General features: G+C 58.7%; 24 protein-coding genes. 8 read left to right on the top strand and 16 right to left on the bottom strand.

Annotated elements, in window-relative coordinates; translation table 11 throughout:
* Window positions 1-53: 53 nt before the first annotated feature.
* The 15 genes from rnhB to rpsB form a co-directional block, all read right to left on the bottom strand.
* Entirely contained in the window at window positions 54-680 is a 627-nt protein-coding gene (gene rnhB, locus ACOI8A_RS10800; protein WP_420648385.1) for a ribonuclease HII, read from the bottom strand.
* Window positions 681-691: 11 nt separating this feature from the next.
* A complete protein-coding gene (gene lpxB, locus ACOI8A_RS10795; protein ID WP_420651353.1) occupies window positions 692-1,822 on the bottom strand; it encodes a lipid-A-disaccharide synthase in 1,131 nt (376 codons plus the stop codon).
* A 2-nt stretch (window positions 1,823-1,824) separates the two neighbouring features.
* A complete protein-coding gene (gene lpxA / locus ACOI8A_RS10790) occupies window positions 1,825-2,601 on the bottom strand; it encodes an acyl-ACP--UDP-N-acetylglucosamine O-acyltransferase (protein ID WP_420648324.1) in 777 nt (258 codons plus the stop codon).
* Window positions 2,598-3,038: a 3-hydroxyacyl-ACP dehydratase FabZ gene (gene fabZ, locus ACOI8A_RS10785; protein ID WP_008028982.1), complete on the bottom strand. Its 441-nt coding sequence runs from the start codon at window positions 3,036-3,038 to the stop codon at window positions 2,598-2,600. Before fabZ ends, lpxA begins: the two co-directional genes overlap by 4 nt.
* Window positions 3,039-3,146: 108 nt before the next feature.
* On the bottom strand, window positions 3,147-4,202 hold the full coding sequence (gene lpxD, locus ACOI8A_RS10780; protein ID WP_420648325.1) for a UDP-3-O-(3-hydroxymyristoyl)glucosamine N-acyltransferase: 1,056 nt from the start codon (window positions 4,200-4,202) through the stop codon (window positions 3,147-3,149).
* A 3-nt stretch (window positions 4,203-4,205) separates the two neighbouring features.
* Window positions 4,206-4,709: an OmpH family outer membrane protein gene (locus tag ACOI8A_RS10775; RefSeq protein WP_420648326.1), complete on the bottom strand. Its 504-nt coding sequence runs from the start codon at window positions 4,707-4,709 to the stop codon at window positions 4,206-4,208.
* Window positions 4,710-4,754: 45 nt separating this feature from the next.
* The gene (gene bamA, locus ACOI8A_RS10770; protein WP_420648327.1) at window positions 4,755-7,127 is read right to left on the bottom strand and encodes an outer membrane protein assembly factor BamA; all 2,373 of its coding nucleotides are present in this window, start codon (window positions 7,125-7,127) and stop codon (window positions 4,755-4,757) included.
* A gap of 74 nt (window positions 7,128-7,201) precedes the next feature.
* Window positions 7,202-8,554 (bottom strand): sigma E protease regulator RseP, encoded by a 1,353-nt coding sequence (rseP, locus tag ACOI8A_RS10765; protein ID WP_420648328.1) that lies wholly within the window; start codon window positions 8,552-8,554, stop codon window positions 7,202-7,204.
* Between the two features lie 53 nt (window positions 8,555-8,607).
* Complete coding sequence (ispC, locus tag ACOI8A_RS10760; RefSeq protein WP_420648329.1) at window positions 8,608-9,798, bottom strand: 1-deoxy-D-xylulose-5-phosphate reductoisomerase; 1,191 nt, start codon at window positions 9,796-9,798, stop codon at window positions 8,608-8,610.
* Window positions 9,795-10,601: a phosphatidate cytidylyltransferase gene (locus ACOI8A_RS10755; protein WP_420648330.1), complete on the bottom strand. Its 807-nt coding sequence runs from the start codon at window positions 10,599-10,601 to the stop codon at window positions 9,795-9,797. The genes ispC and ACOI8A_RS10755 overlap by 4 nt, the downstream gene beginning before the upstream one ends.
* Window positions 10,601-11,356, bottom strand: a complete 756-nt coding sequence (uppS, locus tag ACOI8A_RS10750) for a polyprenyl diphosphate synthase (protein ID WP_420648331.1) — start codon at window positions 11,354-11,356, stop codon at window positions 10,601-10,603. The genes ACOI8A_RS10755 and uppS overlap by 1 nt, the downstream gene beginning before the upstream one ends.
* 14 nt (window positions 11,357-11,370) lie before the next feature.
* Window positions 11,371-11,928, bottom strand: coding sequence for a ribosome recycling factor (gene frr / locus ACOI8A_RS10745; RefSeq protein ID WP_420648332.1), 558 nt, complete (start codon window positions 11,926-11,928; stop codon window positions 11,371-11,373).
* Window positions 11,925-12,668: a UMP kinase gene (pyrH, locus tag ACOI8A_RS10740; RefSeq protein ID WP_003172271.1), complete on the bottom strand. Its 744-nt coding sequence runs from the start codon at window positions 12,666-12,668 to the stop codon at window positions 11,925-11,927. The genes frr and pyrH overlap by 4 nt, the downstream gene beginning before the upstream one ends.
* A gap of 210 nt (window positions 12,669-12,878) precedes the next feature.
* On the bottom strand, window positions 12,879-13,742 hold the full coding sequence (tsf, locus tag ACOI8A_RS10735; protein ID WP_420648333.1) for a translation elongation factor Ts: 864 nt from the start codon (window positions 13,740-13,742) through the stop codon (window positions 12,879-12,881).
* Window positions 13,743-13,933: 191 nt separating this feature from the next.
* Window positions 13,934-14,671: a 30S ribosomal protein S2 gene (gene rpsB / locus ACOI8A_RS10730; RefSeq protein WP_420648334.1), complete on the bottom strand. Its 738-nt coding sequence runs from the start codon at window positions 14,669-14,671 to the stop codon at window positions 13,934-13,936.
* 374 nt (window positions 14,672-15,045) lie between these two features.
* On the opposite strand from rpsB, the gene map reads away from it, so the two are divergent.
* The 4 genes from map (at window position 15,046) to ACOI8A_RS10710 (ending at window position 20,709) form a co-directional block, all read left to right on the top strand.
* Window positions 15,046-15,828: a type I methionyl aminopeptidase gene (gene map / locus ACOI8A_RS10725; protein WP_420648335.1), complete on the top strand. Its 783-nt coding sequence runs from the start codon at window positions 15,046-15,048 to the stop codon at window positions 15,826-15,828.
* A gap of 40 nt (window positions 15,829-15,868) precedes the next feature.
* On the top strand, window positions 15,869-18,571 hold the full coding sequence (locus ACOI8A_RS10720; protein ID WP_420648336.1) for a [protein-PII] uridylyltransferase: 2,703 nt from the start codon (window positions 15,869-15,871) through the stop codon (window positions 18,569-18,571).
* A gap of 42 nt (window positions 18,572-18,613) precedes the next feature.
* Window positions 18,614-19,813, top strand: coding sequence for a succinyldiaminopimelate transaminase (dapC, locus tag ACOI8A_RS10715; RefSeq protein WP_420648337.1), 1,200 nt, complete (start codon window positions 18,614-18,616; stop codon window positions 19,811-19,813).
* 224 nt (window positions 19,814-20,037) lie between these two features.
* The gene (locus ACOI8A_RS10710) at window positions 20,038-20,709 is read left to right on the top strand and encodes a M12 family metallopeptidase (protein ID WP_420648338.1); all 672 of its coding nucleotides are present in this window, start codon (window positions 20,038-20,040) and stop codon (window positions 20,707-20,709) included.
* A 6-nt stretch (window positions 20,710-20,715) separates the two neighbouring features.
* On the opposite strand, the gene ACOI8A_RS10705 is transcribed toward ACOI8A_RS10710, so the two are convergent.
* Complete coding sequence (locus ACOI8A_RS10705) at window positions 20,716-22,317, bottom strand: Na+/H+ antiporter (protein WP_420648339.1); 1,602 nt, start codon at window positions 22,315-22,317, stop codon at window positions 20,716-20,718.
* A gap of 260 nt (window positions 22,318-22,577) precedes the next feature.
* Between ACOI8A_RS10705 and ACOI8A_RS10700 the strand changes: the two genes are divergently transcribed.
* The 4 genes from ACOI8A_RS10700 (at window position 22,578) to ACOI8A_RS10685 (ending at window position 25,670) form a co-directional block, all read left to right on the top strand.
* Window positions 22,578-22,886, top strand: a complete 309-nt coding sequence (locus ACOI8A_RS10700; protein WP_420648386.1) for an arsenate reductase — start codon at window positions 22,578-22,580, stop codon at window positions 22,884-22,886.
* Between the two features lie 31 nt (window positions 22,887-22,917).
* The gene (gene dapD / locus ACOI8A_RS10695; RefSeq protein ID WP_420648340.1) at window positions 22,918-23,952 is read left to right on the top strand and encodes a 2,3,4,5-tetrahydropyridine-2,6-dicarboxylate N-succinyltransferase; all 1,035 of its coding nucleotides are present in this window, start codon (window positions 22,918-22,920) and stop codon (window positions 23,950-23,952) included.
* Window positions 23,953-24,060: 108 nt separating this feature from the next.
* Window positions 24,061-25,266 (top strand): aminotransferase class V-fold PLP-dependent enzyme, encoded by a 1,206-nt coding sequence (locus ACOI8A_RS10690; RefSeq protein WP_420648341.1) that lies wholly within the window; start codon window positions 24,061-24,063, stop codon window positions 25,264-25,266.
* Entirely contained in the window at window positions 25,263-25,670 is a 408-nt protein-coding gene (locus ACOI8A_RS10685) for a SufE family protein (protein ID WP_420648342.1), read from the top strand. Before ACOI8A_RS10690 ends, ACOI8A_RS10685 begins: the two co-directional genes overlap by 4 nt.
* Window positions 25,671-25,711 lie beyond the last annotated feature (41 nt).

The following is a 25,711-nucleotide window of genomic DNA, read 5'->3' as shown; positions in this document are numbered from 1 at the left end:
AAACAACAAGGCCCGGATTGTACCGGGCCTTGGCGAAAACATCAGCCTTGCACTTAAACCTGCGTCAGGCCTTCCAGCGCCTCGTACGCCAGACGTACCGGGGCGAACGAGCGACGATGAATCGGCGTCGGGCCCAGCCGTGCGAGGGCTTCCAGATGAACGGGCGTCGGATAGCCTTTGTGCCCGCCGATGCCGTAACCCGGATAGATCAGCTCGAACGCCGACATCTCGCGATCACGACTGACCTTGGCCAGAATTGACGCCGCGGCAATGGCCGGAACCTTGCTGTCGCCCTTGACCACGGCCTCAGCTCGCATCGGCAAATGCGGGCAGCGGTTGCCGTCGATCATCGCCAGTTTCGGCTGAATGTGCAGCCCGGCAATCGCGCGCTGCATCGCCAGCATGGTGGCGTGCAAGATGTTCAGCTCGTCGATTTCTTCGACTTCGGCGCGGGCGATACACCAGCTCAGGGCTTTCTCGCAGATTTCGTCGTAGAGCTTTTCGCGCCTGGCTTCGGTGAGCTTCTTCGAATCGTTGAGGCCGAGGATCGGCCGGTTCGGATCAAGGATCACCGCAGCGGTAACCACCGCGCCGCACAACGGACCGCGTCCGACTTCATCGACACCGGCCACCAGCTCTTCGACTTCGGCGACCAGGGTGAAATCGAGGCCCATCTGCATCGTTGTCTTGCTCATCGTGTTTGACCGATCAGGTTCAGCACGGCTTGCGCCGCTTGATTGGACGCGTCCAGACGCAGGGTGCGGTGAATCTCGTCGAAACCGCGCGTCTGCTCTTCCCCGCCTTCGATCAGTGGCGAAAGAGTCTGCGCCAGCGCTTCGACCGTCGCATCGTCTTGCAGCAATTCCGGCACCAGCAGGCGCTGAGCCAAGAGGTTTGGCAAGGACACATAAGGGCTCTTGACCATGCGTTTGAGAATCCAGAACGTCAGCGGTGCAAGACGATAGGCAACCACCATCGGCCGCTTGTACAGCAGCGCTTCAAGCGTGGCAGTACCGGAGGCGATCAACACCGCGTTGCACGCCGCCAGTGCCAGATGCGACTTGCCATCGAGCAGGGTTACCGGCAGATCACGCCCGGCGAGCAATTCTTCAAGTTGCACCCGACGCTGCGGGCTGGCGCAAGGCATGACGAAACGCACACCGGGGCGCATCGCGCGCAGACGTTCGGCGGTATCGAGGAACAACGCGCCGAGACGACCAACTTCGCCGCCACGGCTGCCGGGCATCAATGCCACCAGCGGCCCGTCAGGCAAGCCCAACTCGGCACGCGCGGCTTCGCGATCGGCCTGCAGGGGAATGGCATCGGCCAGCGAATGGCCGACGAACCTTACCGGTACGCCCTTCTCTTCGTAGAATTTGGCTTCAAACGGGAACAGCGTGAGCATCAGATCGCAGCCTTCGCGAATCTTCAGCACGCGTTTCTGGCGCCATGCCCACACCGACGGGCTGACGTAATGCACGGTCTTGATCCCGGCCTGACGCAGCTTGAGTTCGATATTGAGGTTGAAATCCGGGGCATCGATACCGATGAACACCTCCGGTTTCTGCGCGATCAGCATCGCGATCAAGTCCTTGCGGCGCTTGAGCAACTCACGCAAGCGCCCGAGAACTTCCACCAGGCCCATCACCGACAGACGTTCCATTGGAAAATGCGAGGTCAGGCCTTCGGCTTCCATCAGCGGGCCGCCGACGCCGATGAACTCGACCGTCGGGTGCTGAGCCTTGAGAGCACGCATCAGACCGGCGCCGAGAATGTCACCGGAAGCCTCACCCGCTACCAGCGCAATACGCAGATTGGCCATGATCAGCGAGTGATGCCGCGAGTCGACGACTGGATCGAGTCACGGAAAATGGCGACTTCCGGGAACTGCGCAGCGGGCTCAGCCAGTTCGCCCAGCGCTTGCTCAACGGTCAAGCCTTGACGGTAAACCGTTTTGTAGGCGCGGCGCAAAGCGTGGATCGCGTCTTCGCTGAAACCACGACGGCGCATGCCTTCGAAGTTCATGCTGCGCGCTTCGGCCGGGTTGCCAAACACGGTAACGAACGCTGGCACATCCTTGCCGATCGCCGTACCCATGCCGGAAAAGCTGTGGGCGCCGATATGGCAATACTGATGCACGAGGGTGAAACCGGAGAGGATCGCCCAGTCATCGACGTGAACGTGCCCGGCCAACGCGGTGTTGTTGACCAGAATGCAGTGGTTGCCGATAACGCTGTCATGACCGATGTGCGCGTAGGCCATGATCAGGTTGTGATCGCCCAGCGTCGTTTCGGAACGATCCTGCACGGTGCCACGGTGAATCGTCACGCCTTCACGGATGACGTTATGGTCACCGATCACCAGACGGGTTTCTTCACCCTTGTACTTCAAGTCAGGCGTGTCTTCGCCTACCGAGGAAAACTGGTAGATGCGATTGTGTTTGCCGATGCGGGTCGGCCCCTTGAGGATCACGTGTGGCCCGATCACTGTACCCTCGCCGATTTCCACACCTGCGCCGACGATCGACCACGGGCCGACCTCGACGCCGTCAGCCAGGACGGCAGACGGATCGATGATTGCGCGAGGGTCAATCAAACTCATACTTTTTGTTCCGCGCAGATGATTTCAGCGGAGCAGACCGGCTTGCCATCGACCGAAGCCTGGCATTCAAACTTCCAGATCTTGCGCTTGCAGCTGATGAACGTTGCCTCGAGGATCAACTGATCACCTGGCTTGACGGGCTGGCGGAAGCGCAGCTTGTCGGAGCCGACGAAGTAGTACAGGGTGCCATCAGCCGGCTTCACGTCCAGCATCTTGAAGCCCAGAATCCCCGCAGCCTGAGCCATGGCTTCGATGATCAGTACGCCGGGCATGATTGGATGCGCCGGGAAGTGACCATTGAAGAACGGTTCGTTGATGCTGACATTCTTGTAGGCGCGAATGCGCTTGCCTTCCACATCCAGATCCACGACCCGGTCCACCAGCAGGAACGGGTAACGGTGAGGCAGGTATTCGCGAATCTCGTTGATGTCCATCATTTCGGGAGGAAGCCTATGTAAAGATTGGGAACGCGCGACTGACGCGCGCTCCTCTAGCAAATCAAGGAGGCAGTCCAGAGGCTGTGCACTCTTGATATGGAAATGGTATCAGCCTTCAGATGAAGCATTACCGTCAGGGGTCACTTCCCCGGAGCGCTTTTCCAACTGGCGCAATCGTCGCGCGATGTCGTCCAGCTGACGAATGCGGGCCGCGCTTTTGCGCCACTCGGCCGCCGGTTGCATGGCTGTACCGGATGAATAAGCGCCCGGCTCGGTAATCGAGTGGGTCACCATGGTCATCCCGGTCAGGAAAACGTTGTCGCAAATATCGATGTGTCCGACCAGGCCGACACCACCGGCGAGCATGCAATGCTTGCCGATTTTGGTGCTACCGGAGATCCCCACGCAAGCGGCCATGGCGGTGTGATCACCGACCTGAACGTTGTGGGCGATCTGAATCTGGTTGTCGAGCTTCACGCCATTGCCGATCACGGTATCGGCCAACGCACCACGGTCGATGGCGGTATTCACGCCAATCTCCACATCGTCACCGATGGTCACGCCACCAATCTGGGCGATTTTCTGCCAGATGCCTTTCTCGTTGGCAAAGCCGAAGCCTTCACCGCCGAGCACGGCGCCGGACTGAATGACCACACGTTTGCCGATGCGCACGTCGTGGTACAGCGTCACCCGTGGAGCGAGCCAGCCACCTTCACCGATCTCGCTGCGAGCGCCAATGAAGCAATGCGCACCGAGTGTCACGCCCGCAGCAATCCGCGCGCCGGCTTCAATCACCACAAAGGGACCGATGCTGGCGTCAGGATCAACTACCGCGTCCGCCGCGATCACTGCAGTGGGATGGATACCCGCAGCGGCTTTCGGTTTTGGATCGAACAGATGGGAGATACGTGCGTAAGCCAGATAAGGATCCGGCACCACCAACGCATCACCGGCATAACCTTCGGCATCAGCAGCTTTGAGCAACAGTGCTGCAGCCTGTGAGTCAGCCAGGTATTTACGGTATTGGGGATTTGCCAGAAAGCTCAACTGAGCTGGGCCAGCCTCTTGCAAAGTGGCTAGCCCAGTAATTTGCTTTTCCGCGTCGCCACGCAGGGTGGCCCCGAGGAACTCGGCCAACCGGCCGAGTTTGATAGTCACGGTCATGGGTTACTTCAGCTGATTCATGCGCTCGATAACCTGGCGCGTGATGTCGTACTGAGGTTTGACATCGATGACTGCACCACGCTCGAAGACCAGGTCGAAAGCACCTTTCTTGATGACTTCTTCCACTGCGCCATCCAGTTTCGGCTTCAGTTGCTTGAGCATTTCACGGTCAGCAACGGCTTTGGCTTCGTTCAATTCCTTGGACTGGAACTGGAAATCACGGGCCTTTTGCTTGAATTCAAGCTCCAGACGCTCACGCTCGCCTTGCTGCATCTTGTCGCCGCCGGCCATCAGACGATCCTGAATGCCTTTGGCGCTGCTTTCCAGAGTCTTCAGTTTGGTCAGTTGCGGACCGAACTTCTTCTCGGCGTCCACGGCATATTTCTTTGCCGCATCGGATTCCAGCAGAGCCATCTGATAGTTCAGAACGGCGATTTTCATGTCGGCAAATGCCGGGCCTGCCACCAGTACGGAGGCCAGGAGAACCAATTGAGTCAACTTACGCACGATGCACTCCTACAAAATCCATTGTCGTTATCTTGGGTCAGACGCTTAGAACGTCTGGCCGAGGGAGAATTGGAACACTTGAGTTTCAGCGTCATCCGGTTTCTTGATCGGCATCGCCAGTGCGAAACTCAGAGGACCCAGTGCGGTGACCCAGGTCACGCCTACACCGACAGAGCTGGCCATGTTGCTGAGGCTGATGTCGTTGCACTGCGTGTTGGATTTCGAGCCATCGGTATTTTTGGTGTCTTTGCACTGGGAATCGAACACGTTACCGACGTCCCAGAATACCGAGGTACGCAGGGAACGCTGATCCTTCACAAACGGCAGCGGGAACAGCACTTCAACACCGCCCTGGATCAAAACGTTACCACCGAATGGCAGCGGATCCTGATCCGGGTCTCGCAAAGTACCATTGGCACCGGTACTCGGGGTACTACGAGGACCCAGAGTGCTGTCCTTGAAGCCACGAACCGAGTTGAAACCACCAGCATAGTAGTTTTCATAGAACGGCAAGCCTTCGGTCGAACCATAACCATCGCCGTAGCCCAGCTCGGTGTGCAGGCGCATGGTGTAGTTTTCGCTCAGCGGCTGGAACAACTGGCCACGATAGTCGAGTTTGAAGAACGACAGATCGCTGCCTGGAATCGTGCTTTCCAGCGTCAGGCTCTGGGAACGGCCACGAGTCGGCAGAACACCCTTGTTCAGCGTCGACTCGGACCAGCCGGCGGACGCCTTGAAGTTCAGGTAGTTGTCGCCTTCGCGGTTAACGAAGTCGAAAATCTCGTCGACGGTGTACTGACCGGTCTTGATCTTGTCCTGTTGCACCGACGCACCGAAGGTCAGGCGCGACGTCTCGCTGATCGGGTAGCCGACGTTGACGCCAGCGCCCAGGCTGTCCACCGCGTAGCTTGCTACGTCGACATCGAGGTCATCGTAGTCAGTGGTGCGATAGAAAGCGTTGTAACCCAGGCTCACGCCATCAGCAGTCCAGTACGGATCAACATAGCCGAAGTTGTAGCGGCTCTGGTATTCACTGCGGGTCAGGCCGACGCTTACGCGGTTACCGGTACCGAGGAAGTTGTTCTGGGTGATCGAACCACCGAGGATCAGACCGGCACTCTGGGCGAAACCGACGCTGGCGGTAATCGAACCGGAAGCCTGCTCTTCTACGCTGTAGTTGACGTCAACCTGGTCGTCGACACCTGGAACGGCCGGGGTTTCAACGTTGACTTCTTTGAAGAAGCCCAGACGCTCAAGACGGGTCTTGGATTGGTCGATCAGGTAAGTCGAAGCCCAGCCACCTTCCATCTGACGCATTTCACGACGCAGCACTTCGTCTTCCGACTTGGTGTTGCCACGGAAGTTGATGCGGTTGACGTAAGCGCGCTTGCCCGGATCGACGGCAAACAGGATATCTACAGTGTGATCATCGTCATGCGGCTGAGGAACGCCGTTGACGTTGGCGAAGGTGTAACCCTCGTTACCCAGACGACGGGTGATCAGTTCGGAGGTGGTGGTCATCAGCTTGCGCGAGAACACCTGGCCTTTCTGCACCAGCAGCAGGGATTTGACCTGGTCTTCAGGCACCTTCAGGTCACCGCTGAGCTTGACGTCACGAACGGTGTACTTCTCGCCTTCAGTCACGTTGACGGTGATGTAGACGTGCTTCTTGTCCGGGGTGATCGACACCTGGGTCGAAGCGATATCCATGTTGATATAGCCACGATCCAGATAGTAGGAGCGCAGACGCTCCAGGTCACCGGAAAGTTTTTCACGGGCGTACTTGTCGTCGTTCTTGAAGAACGACAGCCAGTTGGTGGTCTTCAGTTCGAACAGGTCGGTCAGGTCTTCTTCAGGGAAGACCGTGTTGCCTACCACGTTGATGTGCTGAATGGCAGCGACGGTGCCTTCGTTGATCTTCACTTTCAGACCAACACGGTTGCGCGGCTGCGATACCACTTCGGTATCAACGGTCGCCGAGTAACGGCCTTGAGCAACGTATTGACGTTGCAGCTCGTTACGCACACCTTCAAGGGTGGCGCGCTGGAAGATTTCACCTTCGGACAGACCGGATTGCTTCAGGCCTTTCATCAGGTCTTCAGTCGAGATCGCCTTGTTGCCTTCGATCTCGATACTGGCAACCGACGGACGTTCAACGACCGTGATTACCAGTACGTTGCCTTCGCGGCCCAGCTGGATATCTTGAAAGAAACCGGTTTTGAACAACGCACGAGTGGATTCCACCAGGCGACGATCGTCCGCCTGCTCGCCGACGTTCAACGGCAAGGCACCAAAGACGCTACCCGCAGAGACCCGCTGGAGGCCATTGACGCGGATATCAGAGATAGTGAAGGACTCGGCGTGAACTTCGGCGATCATCAATACGGTGAGAACCGCAGTTAGCAGCAGACGTTTCATGAAGTCCTTTCTTATTCCAACTGGCAATAAACAAACTGCCGCAAAATGCGGCAGATTCGCAATTCAGCGAAGCGTTACAGTCGACCCAGATCGTTGACCAGAGCAAGCAACATCACTCCAACCACCAAACTGATACCGATCTGTATCCCCCAACCCTGCACCCGATCTGACAAGGGGCGACCACGCACCCACTCGATCAGATAAAACAACAAATGCCCCCCATCCAGTACCGGAATGGGCAGCAAATTCAGAACGCCCAGGCTAATACTCAGATAAGCAAGGAAATTCAGGAAATCAGCGACGCCCGACTGGGCAGAAGCGCCCGCCACTTTAGCAATGGTTATCGGTCCACTCAAGTTTTTTACCGAGAGCTCGCCGAACAGCATTTTCTTGAGTGAATCGAGAGTCAGTACACTCATGGTCCAGGTGCGCTTGGCGCCCTCGCCAATTGCCGCCAAAGGACCGTAACTGACCTCGCGGATCATCTCCGGTGGCCAGTCGACAGCCTTCACACCAGCGCCCAGATAACCGCTCGGCGCTTTGCTTTCGCCGCGAGCGGCCAGCGTCACCGGGACGTCGATTTGAGCACCATCGCGCTCGATCCGCAGCATGATTTTGGTATCAGGACGCGTACGAACGGTATCTACAACTTGCTGCCAGTCGCCCAGCGCCTGGCCATCAAGCGTCAGCAGACGGTCACCGGTTTTCAGACCGGCCGCCTGGGCCGGGCCTTTTGGATCAAGCTCAGCCAGTACCGGCGGCAACGCCGGTCGCCATGGACGAATGCCGAGAGAGCGAATCGGGTCGGGCTCGTCAGCGCCTTTAAGCCATTGATCCAGCGCCAGTTCGTGCGGCGTGTCAGCAGTCGAGCCTTGCTCGCGGACCAGCAACTGCAGAGCACCACTTTCACCCAACCGGCGAACCAACTGAAGATTGACCGCAGCCCAACCGGAAACCGGCTCGCCGTCGATCGCGATAATTTCCTGACCGGCATTCAAACCGGCCTTGGCCGCGATGCTGCCGGACTCAACCGCACCGATGACCGGACGGATCTGCTCGCTGCCGAGCATCGCCAGGACCCAGAAGAACACCAAGGCCAGCAGAAAGTTGGCAATCGGGCCGGCAGCGACAATCGCAATGCGCTGACGAACGGATTTGCGATTGAACGATTGGTCGAGCTGATCAACGGGCACTTCGCCTTCGCGCTCATCAAGCATCTTGACGTAGCCGCCCAGCGGGATCGCTGCGACGACGAACTCGGTGCCTTGCTTGTCGTGCCAGCATAGCAGCGGCATGCCGAAGCCTACGGAAAAACGCAGAACCTTGACGCCACAGCGACGCGCGACCCAGAAGTGGCCGAATTCGTGAAAGGTGACCAGCACACCCAAAGCGATCAGGGTGCCGGCAATCATATAGAGCGCGCTCATCTACTTTCTCCGCAATCCCGTTCAGTGCCGCGTGAAGCCATGTATTTCAAAATCTATCGAGCGTGACGATTCAGCCATTGTCCAGCGAGGTTTCGCGCTGCTGCGTCCGCCGTAAACACCGCATCGAGATCATCCAGTGCAACCACCGGCTCAAGGTTCAAGACCTCCTCGATGATACTCGCGATTTCCGGGTAGCGAACCCGCCCGTCGAGAAACGCTGCCACCGCCACTTCATTCGCCGCATTGAGCATCGCCGGCGCACTGTTGCCAGCCTCGGCAGCCTGGCGCGCCAGTCGCAGACACGGGAAACGCTCTTCGTCGGGCGCCTCAAAATCCAGGCGCGCAATTGCGAACAAATCCAGCGGCGCTACACCTGAATCAATACGCTCAGGCCAGGCCAGCGCATTGGCAATCGGCGTACGCATGTCGGGGTTACCCAACTGCGCCAGCACCGAGCCGTCGACATAATCGACCAGCGAGTGAATGACGCTCTGCGGATGGATCACCACTTCGACCTGCGCAGGCTTGGCGTCGAACAGCCAGCAGGCCTCGATCAACTCAAGCCCCTTGTTCATCATGCTGGCCGAATCCACCGAAATCTTGCGACCCATCGACCAGTTCGGATGCGCACAGGCCTGATCCGGTGAAACATGCATCAGTTCAGCCATCGGCGTCTGCCGGAAGGGGCCGCCAGAAGCTGTAAGTAAAATCCGACGTACACCGACATTACCCAAGCCACGGGCGAAATCCGTTGGCATGCACTGAAAGATCGCGTTGTGCTCGCTGTCGATCGGCAGTAGCACTGAGCCACTTTTACGCACCGCCTGCATGAACAGTGCGCCGGACATCACCAGCGCTTCTTTATTCGCCAGGAGGATTTTCTTGCCAGCCTCGACGGCTGCCAGGGTCGGACGCAACCCGGCAGCGCCAACGATAGCCGCCATCACCGCATCGACTTCAGGCGCGGAGGCCACTTCGCACAAGCCCTCCTCCCCCACCAATACGCGAGTTGGCAGGCCAGCGGCACGCAAGTCGTCCTGCAGACCGCGCGCGACGCCCACCTCGGGCACCACTGCAAACTGTGGCACATGGCGCACGCATAGAGCGAGCAACTCACTCAAGCGAGTGAAACCGCTCAAGGCAAAAACCTGGTAACGCTCAGGATGGCGAGCAATGACGTCGAGAGTGCTCAGACCAATCGAACCGGTCGCTCCAAGAACGGTAATCTGTTGTGGACGGCTCACGCTGCTGCCATCCACAGGAGTGCGGCAAAAACTGGAATCGCCGCTGTCAGGCTATCAATGCGATCGAGCACGCCACCATGCCCAGGCAGCAGATTGCTGCTGTCCTTGATGCCGGACTGACGCTTGAACATGCTTTCGGTCAGGTCACCGACTACCGAGATGAATACGATCACCGCAGCGCCAATCAACCCCTTGAGCAATTCGACCAGCGTCCAGTCACGCACCAGACCTACCACCGCCGTGATGACCAGGCTCAACGCCAGACCACCATATACGCCTTCCCAGCTCTTGCCGGGACTGACCTGCGGCGCCAGTTTGCGCTTGCCGAAGGCACGGCCGGAAAAGTAGGCACCAATATCAGCACCCCAGACCAGAACCATTACCGCCATGATCAACCAGTTACCCAGCGGATACTGTTTGATCTGCACCAGACCTTGCCAGGCTGGCAACAGGATCAACAAACCGATCACCAGCTTGCAGGCGGCGCTGGACCAATGTGCGGCCGAGCGCGGATAGGTCAGCACCAGCCATGTCGCCACGATCCACCAGAGAACAGCAGCGCCCAATACCCATGGCGCCAATCCCGGCAAGATGTACATGACGAACAGCATCAGTGCGACCACTACGGCGTAGCCCACGCGGAAAGCTTGTGCAGCAAAGCCAGCCAGACGCGCCCACTCCCAGGCACCCAGGCTGACCACCAGCCCGATGAACAGCGCAAAATTTGCGCCTTCGAGCAGGAAAAACCCGCACAGGGCGATTGGCAGCAGGATCAGTGCAGTAATGATTCGTTGCTTAAGCATTAAACCCGGGCTCCCGCTTCGATCTGCTCGCTCGTTTTACCGAAGCGGCGCTGACGCGAAGCGTAATCGGCCAGCGCATTGCGCATGGCATCGTGTTTGAAGTCCGGCCAGAACAGGTCGGAGAAGTACAACTCGGCGTAAGCCAGTTGCCACAGCAGGAAGTTGCTGATGCGGTGCTCGCCACCGGTCCGGATGCACAAATCCGGCAACGGCAGATCGCCGGTCGCCAGACAGGTTTGCAACAGATCCGGAGTAATGTCTTCGGGGCGCAGATGACCGGCCTGAACTTCGCGAGCCAGGCGCTGCGCAGCTTGCGCGATATCCCACTGGCCACCGTAGTTGGCGGCAATCTGCAGGACAAAGCGATTGGCACCGACAGTCATGGCTTCCGCTTCGCGCATCGCGGCTTGCAGCTCCGGATGGAACCGCGAGCGATCACCGATGATGCGCAAGCTGATGTTGTTGTCGTTGAGGCGCTTGGCCTCACGACGCAACGCCTTGAAGAACAGGTCCATCAAAGCGCTGACTTCATCCGCCGGACGCTGCCAGTTTTCACTGGAGAAAGCGAACAGCGTCAATACCTCGACCTTGGCCTCGGCACATACTTCGATCACCGCCCGAACAGCATCCACACCCGCTTTATGCCCGGCAACACCCGGCATAAAGCGTTTTTTCGCCCAGCGATTGTTGCCATCCATGATGATCGCGACATGGCGCGGCACCGCGGATGGCGTAGCCTGCTTGGTCTTGTCCATTAAAAACTCGACCCTTATACGGCCATCAGGTCTTTTTCTTTCTCTTCCGTGGCCTTGGTGATCTGGGCCTCGGACTCCTTGGTCAGCTTGTCGATATCAGCGACAGCACGACGCTCTTCGTCTTCGCTGATTTCTTTGTCTTTGACCAGTTTTTTCAGATCGCCCAGGGCATCACGACGAATGTTGCGCACAGCAACACGAGCGTCTTCAGCGGCACTGCGCGCCTGCTTGGTGAAGCCCTTGCGGGTTTCTTCAGTCAGGGCAGGCATGGAGATCAGCAACAACTCACCGAGGTTGGTCGGGTTGAGGTTCAGGCCAGCGCTCTGGATTGCCTTGTCGACAGCCGCGAGCATGTTGCGCTCGAAAGCCACGACTTGCAGGGTGCGCGAGTCTTTTACAGTGACGTTGGCCACGCCGCTTAGCGGTGTGTCAGCACCATAGTAAGGCACCATGACGCTACCCAGAATGCTTGGGTGCGCCTTGCCAGTACGAATCTGGCCAAATGCGTGGCTTAGAGATTCAAGGGATTTCTGCATACGCTCTTGAGCGTCTTTCTTGATGTCGTTGATCATTGTTGACCTTCCTCGATCAGAGTGCCTTCAGCGCCGCCATGCACGATGTTCAGCAGGGCGCCGGGCTTGTTCATGTTAAATACGCGCAGCGGCATCTTGTGGTCGCGGCACAGGCAGATAGCCGTCAGGTCCATTACACCCAGCTTGCGATCCAGTACTTCATCGTAGGTCAGATGATCGAACTTCTCGGCATGCGGGTCTTTGAACGGGTCAGCGGTGTACACGCCGTCAACCTTGGTTGCCTTGAGCACGACGTCAGCGTCGATTTCAATGGCACGCAGGCAGGCTGCCGAATCCGTGGTGAAGAACGGGTTGCCGGTACCGGCGGCGAAAATCACCACTTCCTTGGCATTCAGGTGGCGCATGGCTTTGCGACGATCGTAGTGATCAGTCACACCGACCATGGAAATCGCCGACATCACGATGGCCGAGATATTGGCACGTTCCAGCGCGTCGCGCATGGCCAGGGCGTTCATCACAGTGGCCAGCATGCCCATGTGGTCGCCGGTTACCCGGTCCATGCCGGCAGCGCTGAGTGCTGCACCGCGGAACAGGTTGCCACCACCGATCACCAGACCGACCTGAACACCGATGCCGACCAGTTGGCCGACTTCCAGCGCCATGCGATCGAGAACTTTCGGATCGATCCCGAACTCTTCCGAGCCCATGAGGGCCTCGCCGCTAAGCTTGAGTAGAATGCGTTTATAGCGAGCCTGATAACCACTGCCCTGCTGAGCCATTGCGAATCTCTCCTGCGGCGTATTTTAAAAATTCTTTGCGAGCTGTTTACAGCTGGCGTTCACTCTAGCTTGGCGCTGCTTCAGCGCCATCGGAACATGGCTTTGTAAGTCAGTTCCAAGCGCAAACCAATTAAAAATTGGCAAGCGTATCTGAAAAGAGGCTGCGCGCGTGAGCGGGCAGCCTCTTCAGGGCGACAGTTGAAAACTGTCTTATTGCTTGGCGGCAGCCAGCTGGGCAGCAACTTCTTCAGCGAAGTTGTCGACCGGCTTCTCGATGCCGTCGCCTACTTTGAAGTAGGTGAAGGAAACGATTTCAGCACCGGCTTTCTTGGCCAGGTCGCCGACCTTGATTTCAGGGTTCTTGACGAACGCCTGCTCAACCAGGCTCGCTTCAGCCAGGAACTTGGCGATACGACCTTTGACCATGTTTTCAACGATGTTTTCCGGCTTGCCGGCGATCTTGTCAGCGTTCAGGCTCAGGAACACGCCTTTCTCACGCTCGACCGCTTCAGCGGAAACTTCCGATGGCAGCAGGAATTCAGGGTTGGTCGCCGCTACGTGCATAGCGATGTCCTTGGCCAGCTCAACGTCGCCGCCTTTCAGGACAACTGCAACACCGATTTTGTTGCCGTGCAGGTAGCCACCGACAACATCACCTTCAACGCGTGCCAGACGACGGATGTTGACGTTTTCGCCAACCTTGCCGACCAGTACCAGGCGAGCAGCTTCTTGAGCTTCGATCAGCGGAGCAACGTCAGTCAGTTTGTCGGCGAACGCTTTTTCAACGCTTGCAGCAACAAAGGCCTTGAAGTCGTCCTGCAGAGCCAGGAAGTCGGTCTGCGAGTTCACTTCCAGCAGAACGGCGGATTTGCCGTCTTCTTTCAGAGCGATAGCGCCTTCAGCAGCTACGTTGCCAGCTTTCTTGGCAGCCTTGATGGCGCCCGAAGCACGCATGTCGTCGATGGCTTTTTCGATGTCGCCGTCAGCCTTTTCCAGGGCTTTCTTGCAATCCATCATGCCTTCGCCGGTACGCTCACGCAGTTCTTTGACCAGCGCTGCAGTAATTGCTGCCATTTTCAAATTCCTCTTGGATAGGTTTTCAACCATTCCACCCGATCTATCGGGCGTTCAATTCTTCTCGACCCCATCTTGTAGCCGCTGCAGGTTACAAATACTGCAACTGCGCTGCCGACAATTGGTTTTCGAGGTGGCAAAAAGGGGGCCAAGCCCCCTTTTTGCTTACTGAGTCAACGCCAGGGCGTCAATTACTCAGCTGCAGCTGCCGGAGCTTCTTCGACGAACTGCTCGGCGCCACCAGCAACGTGGTTGCGACCGCGGATTACAGCGTCAGCCATCGAACCCATGTACAGCTGGATAGCGCGGATTGCGTCATCGTTGCCTGGGATGATGTAGTCAACGCCTTCCGGGCTGCTGTTGGTATCGACTACGCCGATAACAGGGATGCCCAGCTTGTTGGCTTCGGTGATAGCGATGCGCTCGTGGTCAACGTCGATCACGAACAGTGCGTCTGGCAGACCGCCCATGTCCTTGATGCCGCCCAGCGAACGATCCAGCTTCTCAAGATCACGAGTGCGCATCAGCGCTTCTTTCTTGGTCAGCTTGGTGAAAGTACCGTCTTCGGCTTGCACTTCAAGGTCACGCAGACGCTTGATGGAAGCACGAATGGTTTTGAAGTTGGTCAGCATGCCGCCCAACCAGCGGTGATCGACGTACGGCGAACCGCAACGTGCTGCTTCTTCAGCAACGATCTTGCCAGCGGAACGCTTGGTGCCGACGAACAGAATCTTGTTTTTGCCCTGGGCCAGACGCTCTACGAAAGTCAGAGCTTCGTTGAACATTGGCAGGGTTTTTTCAAGGTTGATGATGTGAATCTTGTTACGCGCGCCGAAAATGTATTTACCCATTTTCGGATTCCAGTAACGGGTTTGGTGACCGAAGTGCACACCGGCCTTCAGCATATCGCGCATATTGACTTGGGACATGATAGTTCCTTGATAAGTCGGGTTGGGCCTCCACGCATCCCAATGACCAACCAGTGATCCGAAGATCAAAGGCACCCAGGCCATCGTGTCGACACGTGTGTGGGTTAGTGCTCTCGGAGGTATCCCCGGAAAGCGGCGCATTTTATACCACAGAGATGACGCAAACGGAATACGGAATCTGCAATCGCGCCAGGCACATGCGCGCCAGCCCCCTTGGAATCGGCTCAAGGCGCACCATTGTATAGAGAGAAGCGATGCACGCAGGGGCGGATTTGCCCCTTTGGTCTGTTAGAATCGCGTTTTTCAGGGTCGCAAAATGTACACCCGCGCCCTATCCGTATCAGCAAGCGCCGCCGAGCGCAGAGAGAGCCTGTATGACCGTCACCCTCAAAACCCCCGAGGACATCGCCGCCATGCGTGTCGCCGGCAAACTGGCCGCCGATGTGCTGGAAATGATTGCCGAACACGTAAAACCGGGCATTACCACCGATGAGTTGAACCAGATCTGCCACGACTACATTGTCAATGTGCAGCAGGCCATCCCTGCCCCGCTCAACTACAAGGGTTATCCGAAGTCCATTTGCACTTCGATCAACCACGTGGTCTGCCACGGCATTCCGAATGACAAACCGCTGAAAAACGGCGACACGTTGAACATCGACGTGACCGTGATCAAGGACGGCTACCACGGTGACACCAGCCGCATGTTCCACGTCGGCACTGTCCCGGTGTGGGCCGAGCGTCTGTCGCAAGTGACTCAGGAATGCATGTACAAGGCGATCGAAATCGTCAAACCCGGCTGCCGCCTCGGCGACATCGGTGAAGTAATCCAGAAACACGCGGAAAAGAACGGTTTCTCGGTAGTACGCGAGTTCTGCGGCCACGGCATCGGCAAGGTGTTTCACGAAGAACCGCAGATCCTCCACTACGGCCGCGCCGGCACCGGCATGGAACTGAAGGCCGGCATGACCTTCACCATCGAGCCGATGATCAACCAGGGCAAGGCCGACACCAAAGTGCTGGGCGACGGCTGGACCGCGATCACCAAGGATCGCAAGCTGTCGGCGCAGTGGGAACACACCCTGGTGGTAACTGACACCGGCTACGAGATCTTCACCTTGCGCAGCGATGACACCATCCCGCGCGTATCGGCCTGATCCACACACCGCTCCCAGCCTATAGAAGGAAAGCCAATCGATGCCGCAGGTGGATCCCGAACTCTTCGACCGCGGCCAGTTCCAGGCTGAACTGGCCCTGAAAGCGAGCCCCATCGCGGCATTCAAGAAAGCTATCCGCCAGGCTCGCGAAGTGCTCGACGCACGTTTTCGCAGCGGCCGTGACATTCGCCGGTTGATCGAAGACCGCGCGTGGTTCGTCGATAACATCCTGCAAAAGGCCTGGAGCCAATTCGACTGGAGCGAAGACGCCGACATCGCGCTGGTCGCGGTCGGCGGCTATGGCCGCGGCGAGTTGCACCCGTATTCCGACATCGATCTGCTGATCCTGCTGGACAGTGCCGACCACGAAGTTTTTCGTGATTCCATCGAGCGTTTTCTGACGCTGCTGTGGGACATCGGCCTGGAAGTCGGTCAGAGCGTTCGTTCGGTAGATGAATGTGCCGTTGAGGCCCGCGCCGACCTGACGGTGGTCACCAACCTGATGGAAAGCCGCACCATCTGCGGCCCCGAGCGCTTGCGTCAGCGCATGCTCGATGTCACCAGCACCGCACATATGTGGCCGGCCAAGGAATTCTTCCTGGCCAAACGCGCCGAGCAGAAAGCCCGCCACCACAAGTACAACGACACCGAATACAACCTCGAACCCAACGTCAAAGGCTCGCCCGGTGGACTACGCGATATTCAGACGATTCTCTGGGTCGCGCGGCGTCAGTACGGAACCTTGAACCTGCGCGCACTGGCCGGCGAAGGCTTTCTGGTCGAGAGCGAAAACGCCCTCCTCGCCTCCTCCCAAGAGTTTCTGTGGAAGGTTCGCTATGCCCTGCACATGCTCGCAGGCCGCTCGGAAGACCGACTGCTGTTCGATCATCAGCGCTCGATCGCCACGCTGTTGGGCTTCGAGGGCGACGACGCCAAACAAGCCATCGAAAACTTCATGCAGCAGTACTACCGGGTGGTGATGAGCATCGCCCAGCTCAGCGACCTGATCATCCAGCATTTCGAGGAAGTCATTCTCGCGCCGGAAGACGAAGCGCCGCCGCAGCCAATCAACTCGCGTTTCCAGCTGCATGACGGTTACATCGAGGCGCGCAACGACTACGTGTTCCGCCGCACCCCGTTCGCCATGCTCGAGATCTTCGTGCTGATGGCGCAGCAACCGGAAATCAAAGGCGTGCGCGCCGACACCATCCGTTTGCTGCGGGAAAACCGCCATCTGATCGACGACGATTTCCGCAACGATATCCGCAATACCAGCCTGTTTATCGAACTGTTCAAATGCAAGATCGGCATTCACCGCAATCTGCGGCGGATGAACCGCTACGGCATTCTCGGGCGCTACCTGCCGGAGTTCGGCTTTATTGTCGGGCAGATGCAGCACGACCTGTTCCACATTTATACGGTCGATGCGCATACGCTGAATCTGATCAAACACCTGCGCAAGTTGCAGTACACCCAGGTCTCGGAGAAATTCCCGCTGGCCAGCAAGCTTATGGGCAAACTGCCGAAACCCGAGCTGATCTATCTGGCCGGCCTGTATCACGACATCGGCAAGGGCCGGCATGGTGATCACTCGGAAATCGGCGCAGTCGATGCCGAGGCGTTCTGCCAGCGCCATCAGTTGCCGTTGTGGGACAGCCGCCTGATTGTGTGGCTGGTGCAAAACCATCTGGTGATGTCGACCACCGCTCAGCGCAAGGACCTGTCCGATCCGCAGGTGATTCACGATTTCGCACTGGCGGTGGGCGACGAAACGCGCCTCGACTACCTGTACGTGCTGACCGTCGCCGACATCAACGCGACCAACCCGACGCTGTGGAACTCGTGGCGCGCCAGCCTGTTGCGCCAGCTCTACACCGAGACCAAGCGTGCCTTGCGTCGCGGTCTGGAGAACCCGGTGGATCGCGAAGAGCAGATCCGCCAGACCCAGAGCGCAGCGCTGGATATTCTGGTGCGCGGCGGTACCGATCCGGACGACGTCGAGCAGTTGTGGTCGCAACTGGGCGATGACTACTTCTTGCGCCACACCGCTGGCGACGTGGCTTGGCATAGTGACGCGATCCTGCAGCAGCCGGCCGACGGTGGACCGCTGGTGCTGATCAAAGAGACGACCCAGCGCGAATTCGAGGGCGGCACGCAGATCTTCATCTATGCCCCGGATCAGCACGACTTCTTCGCCGTGACCGTGGCGGCGATGGATCAGCTCAACCTGAACATTCATGACGCGCGGGTAATCACCTCCAGCAGCAAGTTCACCCTCGACACCTACATCGTGCTCGACACCGAGGGCGAATCGATCGGCGACAACCCGACGCGGGTCAAACAGATCCGCGAAGGTCTGACCGAAGCGCTGCGCAATCCGGATGACTACCCGACAATCATCCAGCGCCGCGTGCCGCGCCAGCTCAAGCATTTCGCGTTCGCACCGCAGGTGACAATCCACAACGACGCGCAACGCCCAGTGACAGTTCTGGAACTGACTGCGCCTGATCGTCCTGGCCTGTTGGCGCGGATCGGCGGGATTTTCCTTGAGTTCGATCTGTCGCTGCAAAACGCCAAGATCGCCACGCTGGGCGAACGGGTGGAAGACGTGTTCTTCATCACCGACGCGCACAACCAGCCGCTGTCCGACCCACTGCTGTGCAGTCGTTTGCAAGATGCGATCGTCGAACAGTTGAGCGTCAATCAGGAACCCGATATCAAACTGTCGCGCATCAGTATCTGACTGCGCGCCCGGATTAACCGCTTTGCACGAGACCCCGCACCGATGAACAACGCTCTGAACCAGTTGCAGCCCTACCCGTTCGAAAAGCTCCGCGCCCTGCTCGGTACCGTCACGCCAAACCCGGACCAGCGCCCGATCGCGCTGTCCATCGGTGAGCCGAAACACCGCTCGCCAAGCTTTGTCGCCGAGGCGCTGGCGAGCAATCTGGATCAGATGGCCGTGTACCCGACCACGCTGGGCGTTCCAGCCCTGCGCGAAGCCATCGCCGGCTGGTGCGAACGTCGCTTCAACGTGCCGGATGGCTGGCTCGACCCGGCGCGCAATGTACTGCCGGTCAACGGCACCCGTGAAGCGCTGTTCGCCTTCACCCAGACCGTGGTCAACCGTGGCGACGACGCGCTGGTGGTCAGCCCGAACCCGTTCTATCAGATCTACGAAGGTGCTGCGTTCCTCGCCGGGGCCAAGCCGCATTACCTGCCGTGCCTGGATGAAAACGGCTTCAACCCGGATTTCGACGCGGTTGCGCCAGACATCTGGAAACGCTGCCAGATCCTGTTCCTGTGCTCGCCGGGCAACCCGACCGGCGCGCTGATTCCGGTCGATGTGCTGAAGAAACTCATCGCGCTGGCTGACGAATACGACTTCGTGATCGCCGCCGACGAGTGCTACAGCGAACTGTACTTCGACGAGCAAACGCCGCCGCCGGGCCTGCTCACCGCGTGCGTTGAACTGGGTCGCAAGGACTTCAAGCGTTGTGTGGTGTTCCACAGCCTGTCCAAGCGCTCGAACCTGCCGGGCCTGCGTTCGGGTTTCGTTGCCGGTGATGCCGACATCCTCAAGGGTTTCCTGCTGTACCGCACTTACCACGGCTGCGCGATGCCGGTGCAAACGCAACTGGCCAGCGTTGCTGCGTGGAATGACGAAGCCCACGTGCGTGCCAACCGTTCGTTGTATCGCGAGAAATTCGACGCAGTGCTGGCAATTCTCAGTCCGGTGCTGGATGTGCAGCGTCCGGATGGCAGTTTCTATCTGTGGCCGAACGTACAAGGTGATGACGCAGCTTTCTGCCGCGACCTGTTCGAGCAAGAACACGTGACCGTGGTGCCGGGCTCGTACCTGTCGCGCGATGTCGATGGCGTCAATCCGGGCGCCGGGCGCGTGCGCATGGCACTGGTAGCGCCGCTGGCCGAGTGCGTTGAAGCGGCCGAGCGCATCCGCGATTTCGTTCTGCGTCGCAAGTAATCCGCTTAAATCCCGTGCCGGACAATCCGGCACGGGATGTTCAAATATGACGTAACAGTTCACACAACTTTGCATTGCACTTCCCTGTCGGCCAGACGTTAGTCTTGAGCCGCGCAGTGTGCTGCGTCTGAACAACTACTTACTTTCAACTTCAAGGATGAAGCTACATGCACGAACTTACTGACTGCCAACTCATTCAATGGCCCGACGATCAAGCGGCTTACATGGCCGCGATCAATGAAAACCCGGCCAATGCCGGCACAACTACTGGCACTCGGCGCAAACGCTCAGTGTTCAATTACTCAAAACTCTGGGCCAACGGCCGAACTTTGAAGATTGCCTTCATGGACGAGCCGGCAGCAGATCTTAAAAACCAGATCATTGCCGCCGCGAGTCAATGGTTGCCATATATCAACTTGAAATTCGAGTTCGTCGACGATCTGAGGGGCGATATTCGGATTGCCACCCAAAACAACGACAACAGTTCGATGCTCGGCACTGACGCACTGCTGATTCACCCAGACTACCCAACCATGAACCTTGGTGTAAAACCGGAGCACGCAGACTTTGAAGTCATCGTGATCCATGAGTTTGGTCATGCACTGGGCGCGATGCATGAGCACCAGCACCCGCAGGCGAACATTCCATGGGATAAGCCCAAAGTTTACGAGTTCTATCAGAATCGCGAGATGAATCCACTGACGCCGGAGCAAGTCGACAGAAATCTGTTTGCCTCTTTCGACACACTGGACGCGATCTACACTTCTTATGATCGCAGGTCGATCATGCACCACCCAGTGGCGAATACATTGACACTCGGGGACTGGGAAGTGCCGATCAACCGCAAGATCAGCAAGAAAGACAAGCGCCTGATGAAGTTGCTCTACCCGAAATAACAGCCGCTATTTGACCTGTCCCAAGTTGGCCTCGCTCAGATCCAGTTCCCCCAAAACCTCCCGCAATACGTCATCACCAATCTGGTGCTGACGGCTCAGGCTGTACAACTCAAGGCGCTGTGCCCGCAGCGCCTTGAGCCGCAAGCGCCGTTCCAGCAGATCCATTTGAAACGCCAGCGCCTGTGCTTCGGCGGAATCATTGAAGACTTCAAGCTGATGACGATATTCGGACATGATCCGCGCCTTGAGTTCAGCCGCCAGCGCCGCCTCAGCCGCATCTGCCGGCTTGGCTTCTTCGACTTCCAGCGCATGAATAGCCGCTTCGGCAGTCTTGCGCCAGGCGTCACGCACTTCCTGGTGGCGTTTGTCGTCCGGGCTTTTTTCGATGCCGCGCAGCAACAGCGGCAGTGCGATGCAGGCCGCCACCAGCGACAGCAGAATCACCCCGGCGGCGATGAAGATCAGCAGGTCACGCTCGGGAAATGCATCGGTGCCCATCAGCATCGGCACCGACATAACACCGGCCAGCGTCACCGCGCCGCGCACGCCGCCAACGGTCAGCAACCAGCAGGAGCGCGCAGTCGGCACTTGTGTCAGCTCACCTTTGCCGCGCAAGCGTCGCAGCAGAACCGACAAACGCCAGATGCTCTGCACCCAGATGAACCGCAGTAGTACCAGCGCGAGAAAAATCGCCACCACATCGAGGCAGCGATAGAACAACGTCGGCCATTTGTGTTGTGGTTTACAGGGAATCTTCAAGAACACTAATAAGTCGTTGAAGGCAAATTCCAGCAGCGACCACACGCTACGGTTGAGCAGTCGGGTACTGGTCTGCCGTGGCAGCAGATCGAGCCAGCTCTGCATCATCCCCGCCGCCACCGCCGAGAGAATCCCCGATGCGCCGAGCCGTTCGGCCAGCACATACGCGGCGAACGGCAGCAACAACATGAACACCACGTGTGTCGCCGGGTCGTCCCAGCCACGGGCGATCATCCATGCGCGCAGACGCCCGACCAGCCAGCTCAGGGCCACGCCGACCGCCAGGCCGCCGACCGCGACCAGCACAAAAGTCAGGCTGGCATTGGCCAGCGAGAAGGCGCCAGTGATCGCCGCCGCCAAAGCGAACTTGAACGTCACCAGGCCCGACGCGTCGTTCATCAGCGCCTCGCCTTGCAGCATGTGCATCAGCGGCGTCGGCAAGCGGTTTTGCGCGATGGCGGAAACTGCCACGGCATCCGTTGGCGAAAGCACGGCGGCCAAAGCGAACGCCACTGGCAGCGGAATTGTCGGCAGTAACCAATGAATGAAGTACCCGGCGCCAACCACCGTGAACAACACCAGCCCCACCGCCAGCGTCAGAATCGGCCCACGCAGCTTCCACAACTCGCGTTTGGGCATGCGCCAACCGTCGGAGAATAGCAACGGCGGTAGGAACAGAAACAGGAACAATTCGGGATCGAGGGCCACGTGCAAGCCGAGGGTCGGCCAGGCGAGCAAAGCGCCAGCGGCGATTTGCACCAATGGCAGCGGCAGCGGGATAACGCGTCCGACGAGCCGCGAGACGCTGACCAGCATCAACAGGATCAGGACGGTATAAGCGGTTTGCATAAAGCGCAGATCTCAGACAATCGACAGCGTTGAACTGCCATATTAGCGGCTTAGGCTGTGGCTGGCCGTTGCACCTAGGTCGCACAATCGCGAGATCAGGCCGGCAACAACGGGACAAACCCCGGCCAGCGGCGACGCCGAAACCGTTTGGTCATGGCATAATCCGTCACCTTTTCTTTCCGACAACCTGTAAAGGGGGCAATTCCTTGACCGTTTCAAGCAAAACGTTGCACCTTTTCGGCATCAAAGCCTGCGACACCATGAAAAAGGCGCGCACCTGGCTCGATGAGAATGCTGTCAGCTACGATTTCCATGATTACAAGACCGCCGGCATTGACCGTGAGCACCTGACCCAATGGTGTGACGAACATGGCTGGCAAACGGTGTTGAACCGCGCAGGCACGACCTTTCGCAAACTCGAAGACGAACGCAAAGCCGATCTCGACCAAGCCAAAGCCATCGAACTGATGCTCGCTCAACCCTCGATGATCAAGCGCCCGGTGCTAGATCTCGGTGACCGAACCCTGATTGGCTTCAAGCCAGATATCTACGCGGCCGCCCTCAAGTAAGCAGCCCGTCATTCTTTGTAGAGGTATTCACATGTCCAATTCCCTATTCAGTATCGCTTTCGGCGTCGGCACCCAGAATCGTCAAGGCGCGTGGCTGGAAGTGTTTTACGCACAGCCGCTGTTGAATCCGTCGGCCGAGCTGGTTGCGGCTGTTGCGCCGATCCTCGGTTACACCGAAGGCAACCAGGCCATCACCTTCACCACCGCGCAGGCTGCGCAACTGGCTGAAGCGGTGAAGGGCATCGACGCAGTACAAGGCAAACTGCTGACCCGCCTGGCTGAAAGCCACAAGCCGTTGGTCGCCACCCTGCTGGCTGAAGATGCACAGCTGACCTCGACGCCTGAGGCCTACCTGAAGCTGCACCTGCTGTCGCATCGTCTGGTCAAGCCGCACGGCGTAAGCCTGGCCGGGATCTTCCCGTTGTTGCCGAACGTAGCGTGGACCAGCCAGGGCGCGATCGACCTGGCCGAACTGGCTGAAATGCAACTCGAAGCGCGTCTGCGCGGCGAGCTGCTGGAAGTGTTCTCGGTGGACAAATTCCCGAAAATGACCGACTACGTGGTTCCGGCCGGCGTGCGTATCGCTGACGCCGCGCGTCTGCGCCTGGGCGCCTATGTCGGTGAAGGCACCACCGTGATGCACGAAGGTTTCATCAACTTCAACGCCGGCACCGAAGGCCCTGGCATGATCGAAGGCCGCGTCTCCGCCGGCGTATTCGTCGGCAAGGGTTCGGACCTGGGCGGCGGCTGCTCGACCATGGGCACCCTGTCGGGCGGCGGCAACATCGTGATCAAGGTTGGCGAAGGCTGCCTGATCGGCGCGAACGCCGGTATCGGTATTCCATTGGGCGACCGCAACACCGTCGAGTCGGGCCTGTACGTGACCGCCGGCACCAAAGTCGCGCTGCTGGACGAGAACAACAATCTGGTCAAAGTGGTGAAGGCGCGTGATCTGGCTGGTCAGACTGACCTGCTATTCCGTCGCAACTCGGAAACCGGTGCTGTGGAATGCAAAACCCACAAATCGGCAATCGAGCTGAACGAAGCGCTGCACGCTCACAACTAAGCAGCACATTGATAACCTGTGGGAGCGAGCTTGCTCGCGAAGCTTTTTGGCGTCCTCAAGGACGCCTTCGCGAGCAAGCTCGCTCCCACAGGGTCAGGCGTATAACCCATGATGATTTCTTCTCCCTGGCGCGCCGATTTCCCGGCCATCGCCGCTCTGCAACGGCAAGACCAGACCTATCTGGACAACGCCGCCACCACGCAAAAACCTCAAGCCCTGCTCGATGCGTTGACGCATTACTACGCCAACGGCGCGGCCAATGTGCATCGCGCGCAGCACCTGCCCGGCGCCCACGCCACGCAGGCCTTCGAGGACAGTCGGCTCAAGGTTGCGCAATGGCTGAATGCTGGAGACAGCGGGCAGATCATCTTCACCCACGGCGCCACCAGTGCGCTGAATCTCCTGGCCTATGGCCTGGAACATCTATTCCATCCGGGCGATGAAATTGTCATCAGCGCTCTGGAGCATCACGCCAATCTGCTGCCGTGGCAGCAACTGGCACAACGTCGTGACCTGAAACTGGTGATCCTGCCGCTGGACGCTGACGGCGTGATCGACCTTGGCGCAGCGCTGCGCCTGATCACCCCGCGGACGCGCTTGCTTGCGGTCAGTCAGCTGTCCAATGTGCTCGGCGCCTGGCAACCACTGCCGGCCTTGCTGGCGATGGCCAAGGCGCAGAACGCTCTGACTGTGGTCGATGGTGCGCAAGGCGTGGTACACGGGCGGCATGACGTGCAGGCGCTGGGTTGCGACTTTTACGTGTTTTCCAGCCACAAGTTGTATGGCCCTGATGGCGTCGGCGTGCTGTTCGGGCGCAACGCTGCGCTGGAGCGACTGCGCCCGTGGCAATTCGGCGGCGAGATGGTGCTGGAAGCCAACTATCACGACGCGCGTTTCCGTGCGGCACCGCTGGGTTTCGAGGCCGGGACGCCGCCGATTGCCAGCGTGATCGGCCTCGGTGCGACCCTGGATTATCTGACGGGCCTGGATCAGGACGCGGTGTCGGCCCACGAGGCGGCGCTGCATGACTACTTGTTGCGTGGCCTCGCTGCGCGTAACGGCATTCGTCTGCTGGGCAAACCGCAACTGGCGCTGGCGAGTTTTGTCGTCGAGGGTGTGCATAACGCCGATCTCGCGCATTTGCTGACCGAGCAAGGCATCGCCGTGCGCGCCGGGCATCACTGCGCGATGCCGCTGCTGAAAAGTTTTGAATTGGCCGGGGCGATTCGGGTTTCGCTGGCGCTGTACAACGATTCCGAGGATCTGGAGCGCTTTTTCGAGGCGTTGGATCAGGCGCTGGAGTTGTTGCGATGAGTTTGCCGGTCGAGGCCGCAGAAGCATTACAGACTTTTCAAAACGCCGCCGGCTGGGAACAACGCGCGCGACTGCTGATGCAGTTTGGTGATCGTCTGCCAGCGTTGAGCGATGCAGACAAGGTTGAGGCCAACCGTGTGCATGGCTGTGAGAGTCAAGTGTGGCTGGTCGGTGAGTTGCGCGACGGGCAGTGGCAATTCAGCGCCAGCAGTGATGCGCGGATGATTCGCGGGTTGGTGGCGTTGTTGCTATTGCGGGTCAACGGGTTGACCGCCCATGAGTTGCAGCAGGTGGATTTGCCGGAGTGGTTCAATCACCTCGGCCTTTCGCGCCAGTTATCGCCGTCGCGCAGTAATGGATTAAATGCCGTTCTACAAAGAATGCGGACTCTGAGCGACGTGTAGGAGCTGCCGGAGGCTGCGATCTTTTGATTTTCGGCGGTCTT

Origin of the sequence: Pseudomonas sp. P4795, assembly GCF_048822895.1 — a bacterium.
GTDB lineage: Bacteria > Pseudomonadota > Gammaproteobacteria > Pseudomonadales > Pseudomonadaceae > Aquipseudomonas.
This window is presented reverse-complemented; position numbering and strand designations above follow the sequence as displayed.

What these genes read in the sequence shown, in the direction of transcription:
- ACOI8A_RS10705 (WP_420648339.1), bottom strand. Translation starts at nt 22,317, where the DNA reads ATGCAAACCGCTTATACCGTCCTGATCCTGTTGATGCTGGTCAGCGTC.
- rpsB (WP_420648334.1), bottom strand. Translation starts at nt 14,671, where the DNA reads ATGTCCCAAGTCAATATGCGCGATATGCTGAAGGCCGGTGTGCACTTC.
- tsf (WP_420648333.1), bottom strand. Translation starts at nt 13,742, where the DNA reads ATGGCAGCAATTACTGCAGCGCTGGTCAAAGAACTGCGTGAGCGTACC.
- lpxD (WP_420648325.1), bottom strand. Translation starts at nt 4,202, where the DNA reads ATGACCGTGACTATCAAACTCGGCCGGTTGGCCGAGTTCCTCGGGGCC.
- ACOI8A_RS10720 (WP_420648336.1), top strand. Translation starts at nt 15,869, where the DNA reads ATGCCGCAGGTGGATCCCGAACTCTTCGACCGCGGCCAGTTCCAGGCT.
- map (WP_420648335.1), top strand. Translation starts at nt 15,046, where the DNA reads ATGACCGTCACCCTCAAAACCCCCGAGGACATCGCCGCCATGCGTGTC.
- lpxA (WP_420648324.1), bottom strand. Translation starts at nt 2,601, where the DNA reads ATGAGTTTGATTGACCCTCGCGCAATCATCGATCCGTCTGCCGTCCTG.
- bamA (WP_420648327.1), bottom strand. Translation starts at nt 7,127, where the DNA reads ATGAAACGTCTGCTGCTAACTGCGGTTCTCACCGTATTGATGATCGCC.
- ACOI8A_RS10755 (WP_420648330.1), bottom strand. Translation starts at nt 10,601, where the DNA reads ATGCTTAAGCAACGAATCATTACTGCACTGATCCTGCTGCCAATCGCC.
- pyrH (WP_003172271.1), bottom strand. Translation starts at nt 12,668, where the DNA reads ATGGCTCAGCAGGGCAGTGGTTATCAGGCTCGCTATAAACGCATTCTA.
- ACOI8A_RS10690 (WP_420648341.1), top strand. Translation starts at nt 24,061, where the DNA reads ATGATGATTTCTTCTCCCTGGCGCGCCGATTTCCCGGCCATCGCCGCT.
- fabZ (WP_008028982.1), bottom strand. Translation starts at nt 3,038, where the DNA reads ATGATGGACATCAACGAGATTCGCGAATACCTGCCTCACCGTTACCCG.
- ACOI8A_RS10710 (WP_420648338.1), top strand. Translation starts at nt 20,038, where the DNA reads ATGGCCGCGATCAATGAAAACCCGGCCAATGCCGGCACAACTACTGGC.
- lpxB (WP_420651353.1), bottom strand. Translation starts at nt 1,822, where the DNA reads ATGGCCAATCTGCGTATTGCGCTGGTAGCGGGTGAGGCTTCCGGTGAC.
- uppS (WP_420648331.1), bottom strand. Translation starts at nt 11,356, where the DNA reads ATGGACAAGACCAAGCAGGCTACGCCATCCGCGGTGCCGCGCCATGTC.
- ACOI8A_RS10685 (WP_420648342.1), top strand. Translation starts at nt 25,263, where the DNA reads ATGAGTTTGCCGGTCGAGGCCGCAGAAGCATTACAGACTTTTCAAAAC.
- rnhB (WP_420648385.1), bottom strand. Translation starts at nt 680, where the DNA reads ATGCAGATGGGCCTCGATTTCACCCTGGTCGCCGAAGTCGAAGAGCTG.
- rseP (WP_420648328.1), bottom strand. Translation starts at nt 8,554, where the DNA reads ATGAGCGCGCTCTATATGATTGCCGGCACCCTGATCGCTTTGGGTGTG.
- ACOI8A_RS10700 (WP_420648386.1), top strand. Translation starts at nt 22,578, where the DNA reads ATGAAAAAGGCGCGCACCTGGCTCGATGAGAATGCTGTCAGCTACGAT.
- frr (WP_420648332.1), bottom strand. Translation starts at nt 11,928, where the DNA reads ATGATCAACGACATCAAGAAAGACGCTCAAGAGCGTATGCAGAAATCC.
- dapC (WP_420648337.1), top strand. Translation starts at nt 18,614, where the DNA reads ATGAACAACGCTCTGAACCAGTTGCAGCCCTACCCGTTCGAAAAGCTC.
- dapD (WP_420648340.1), top strand. Translation starts at nt 22,918, where the DNA reads ATGTCCAATTCCCTATTCAGTATCGCTTTCGGCGTCGGCACCCAGAAT.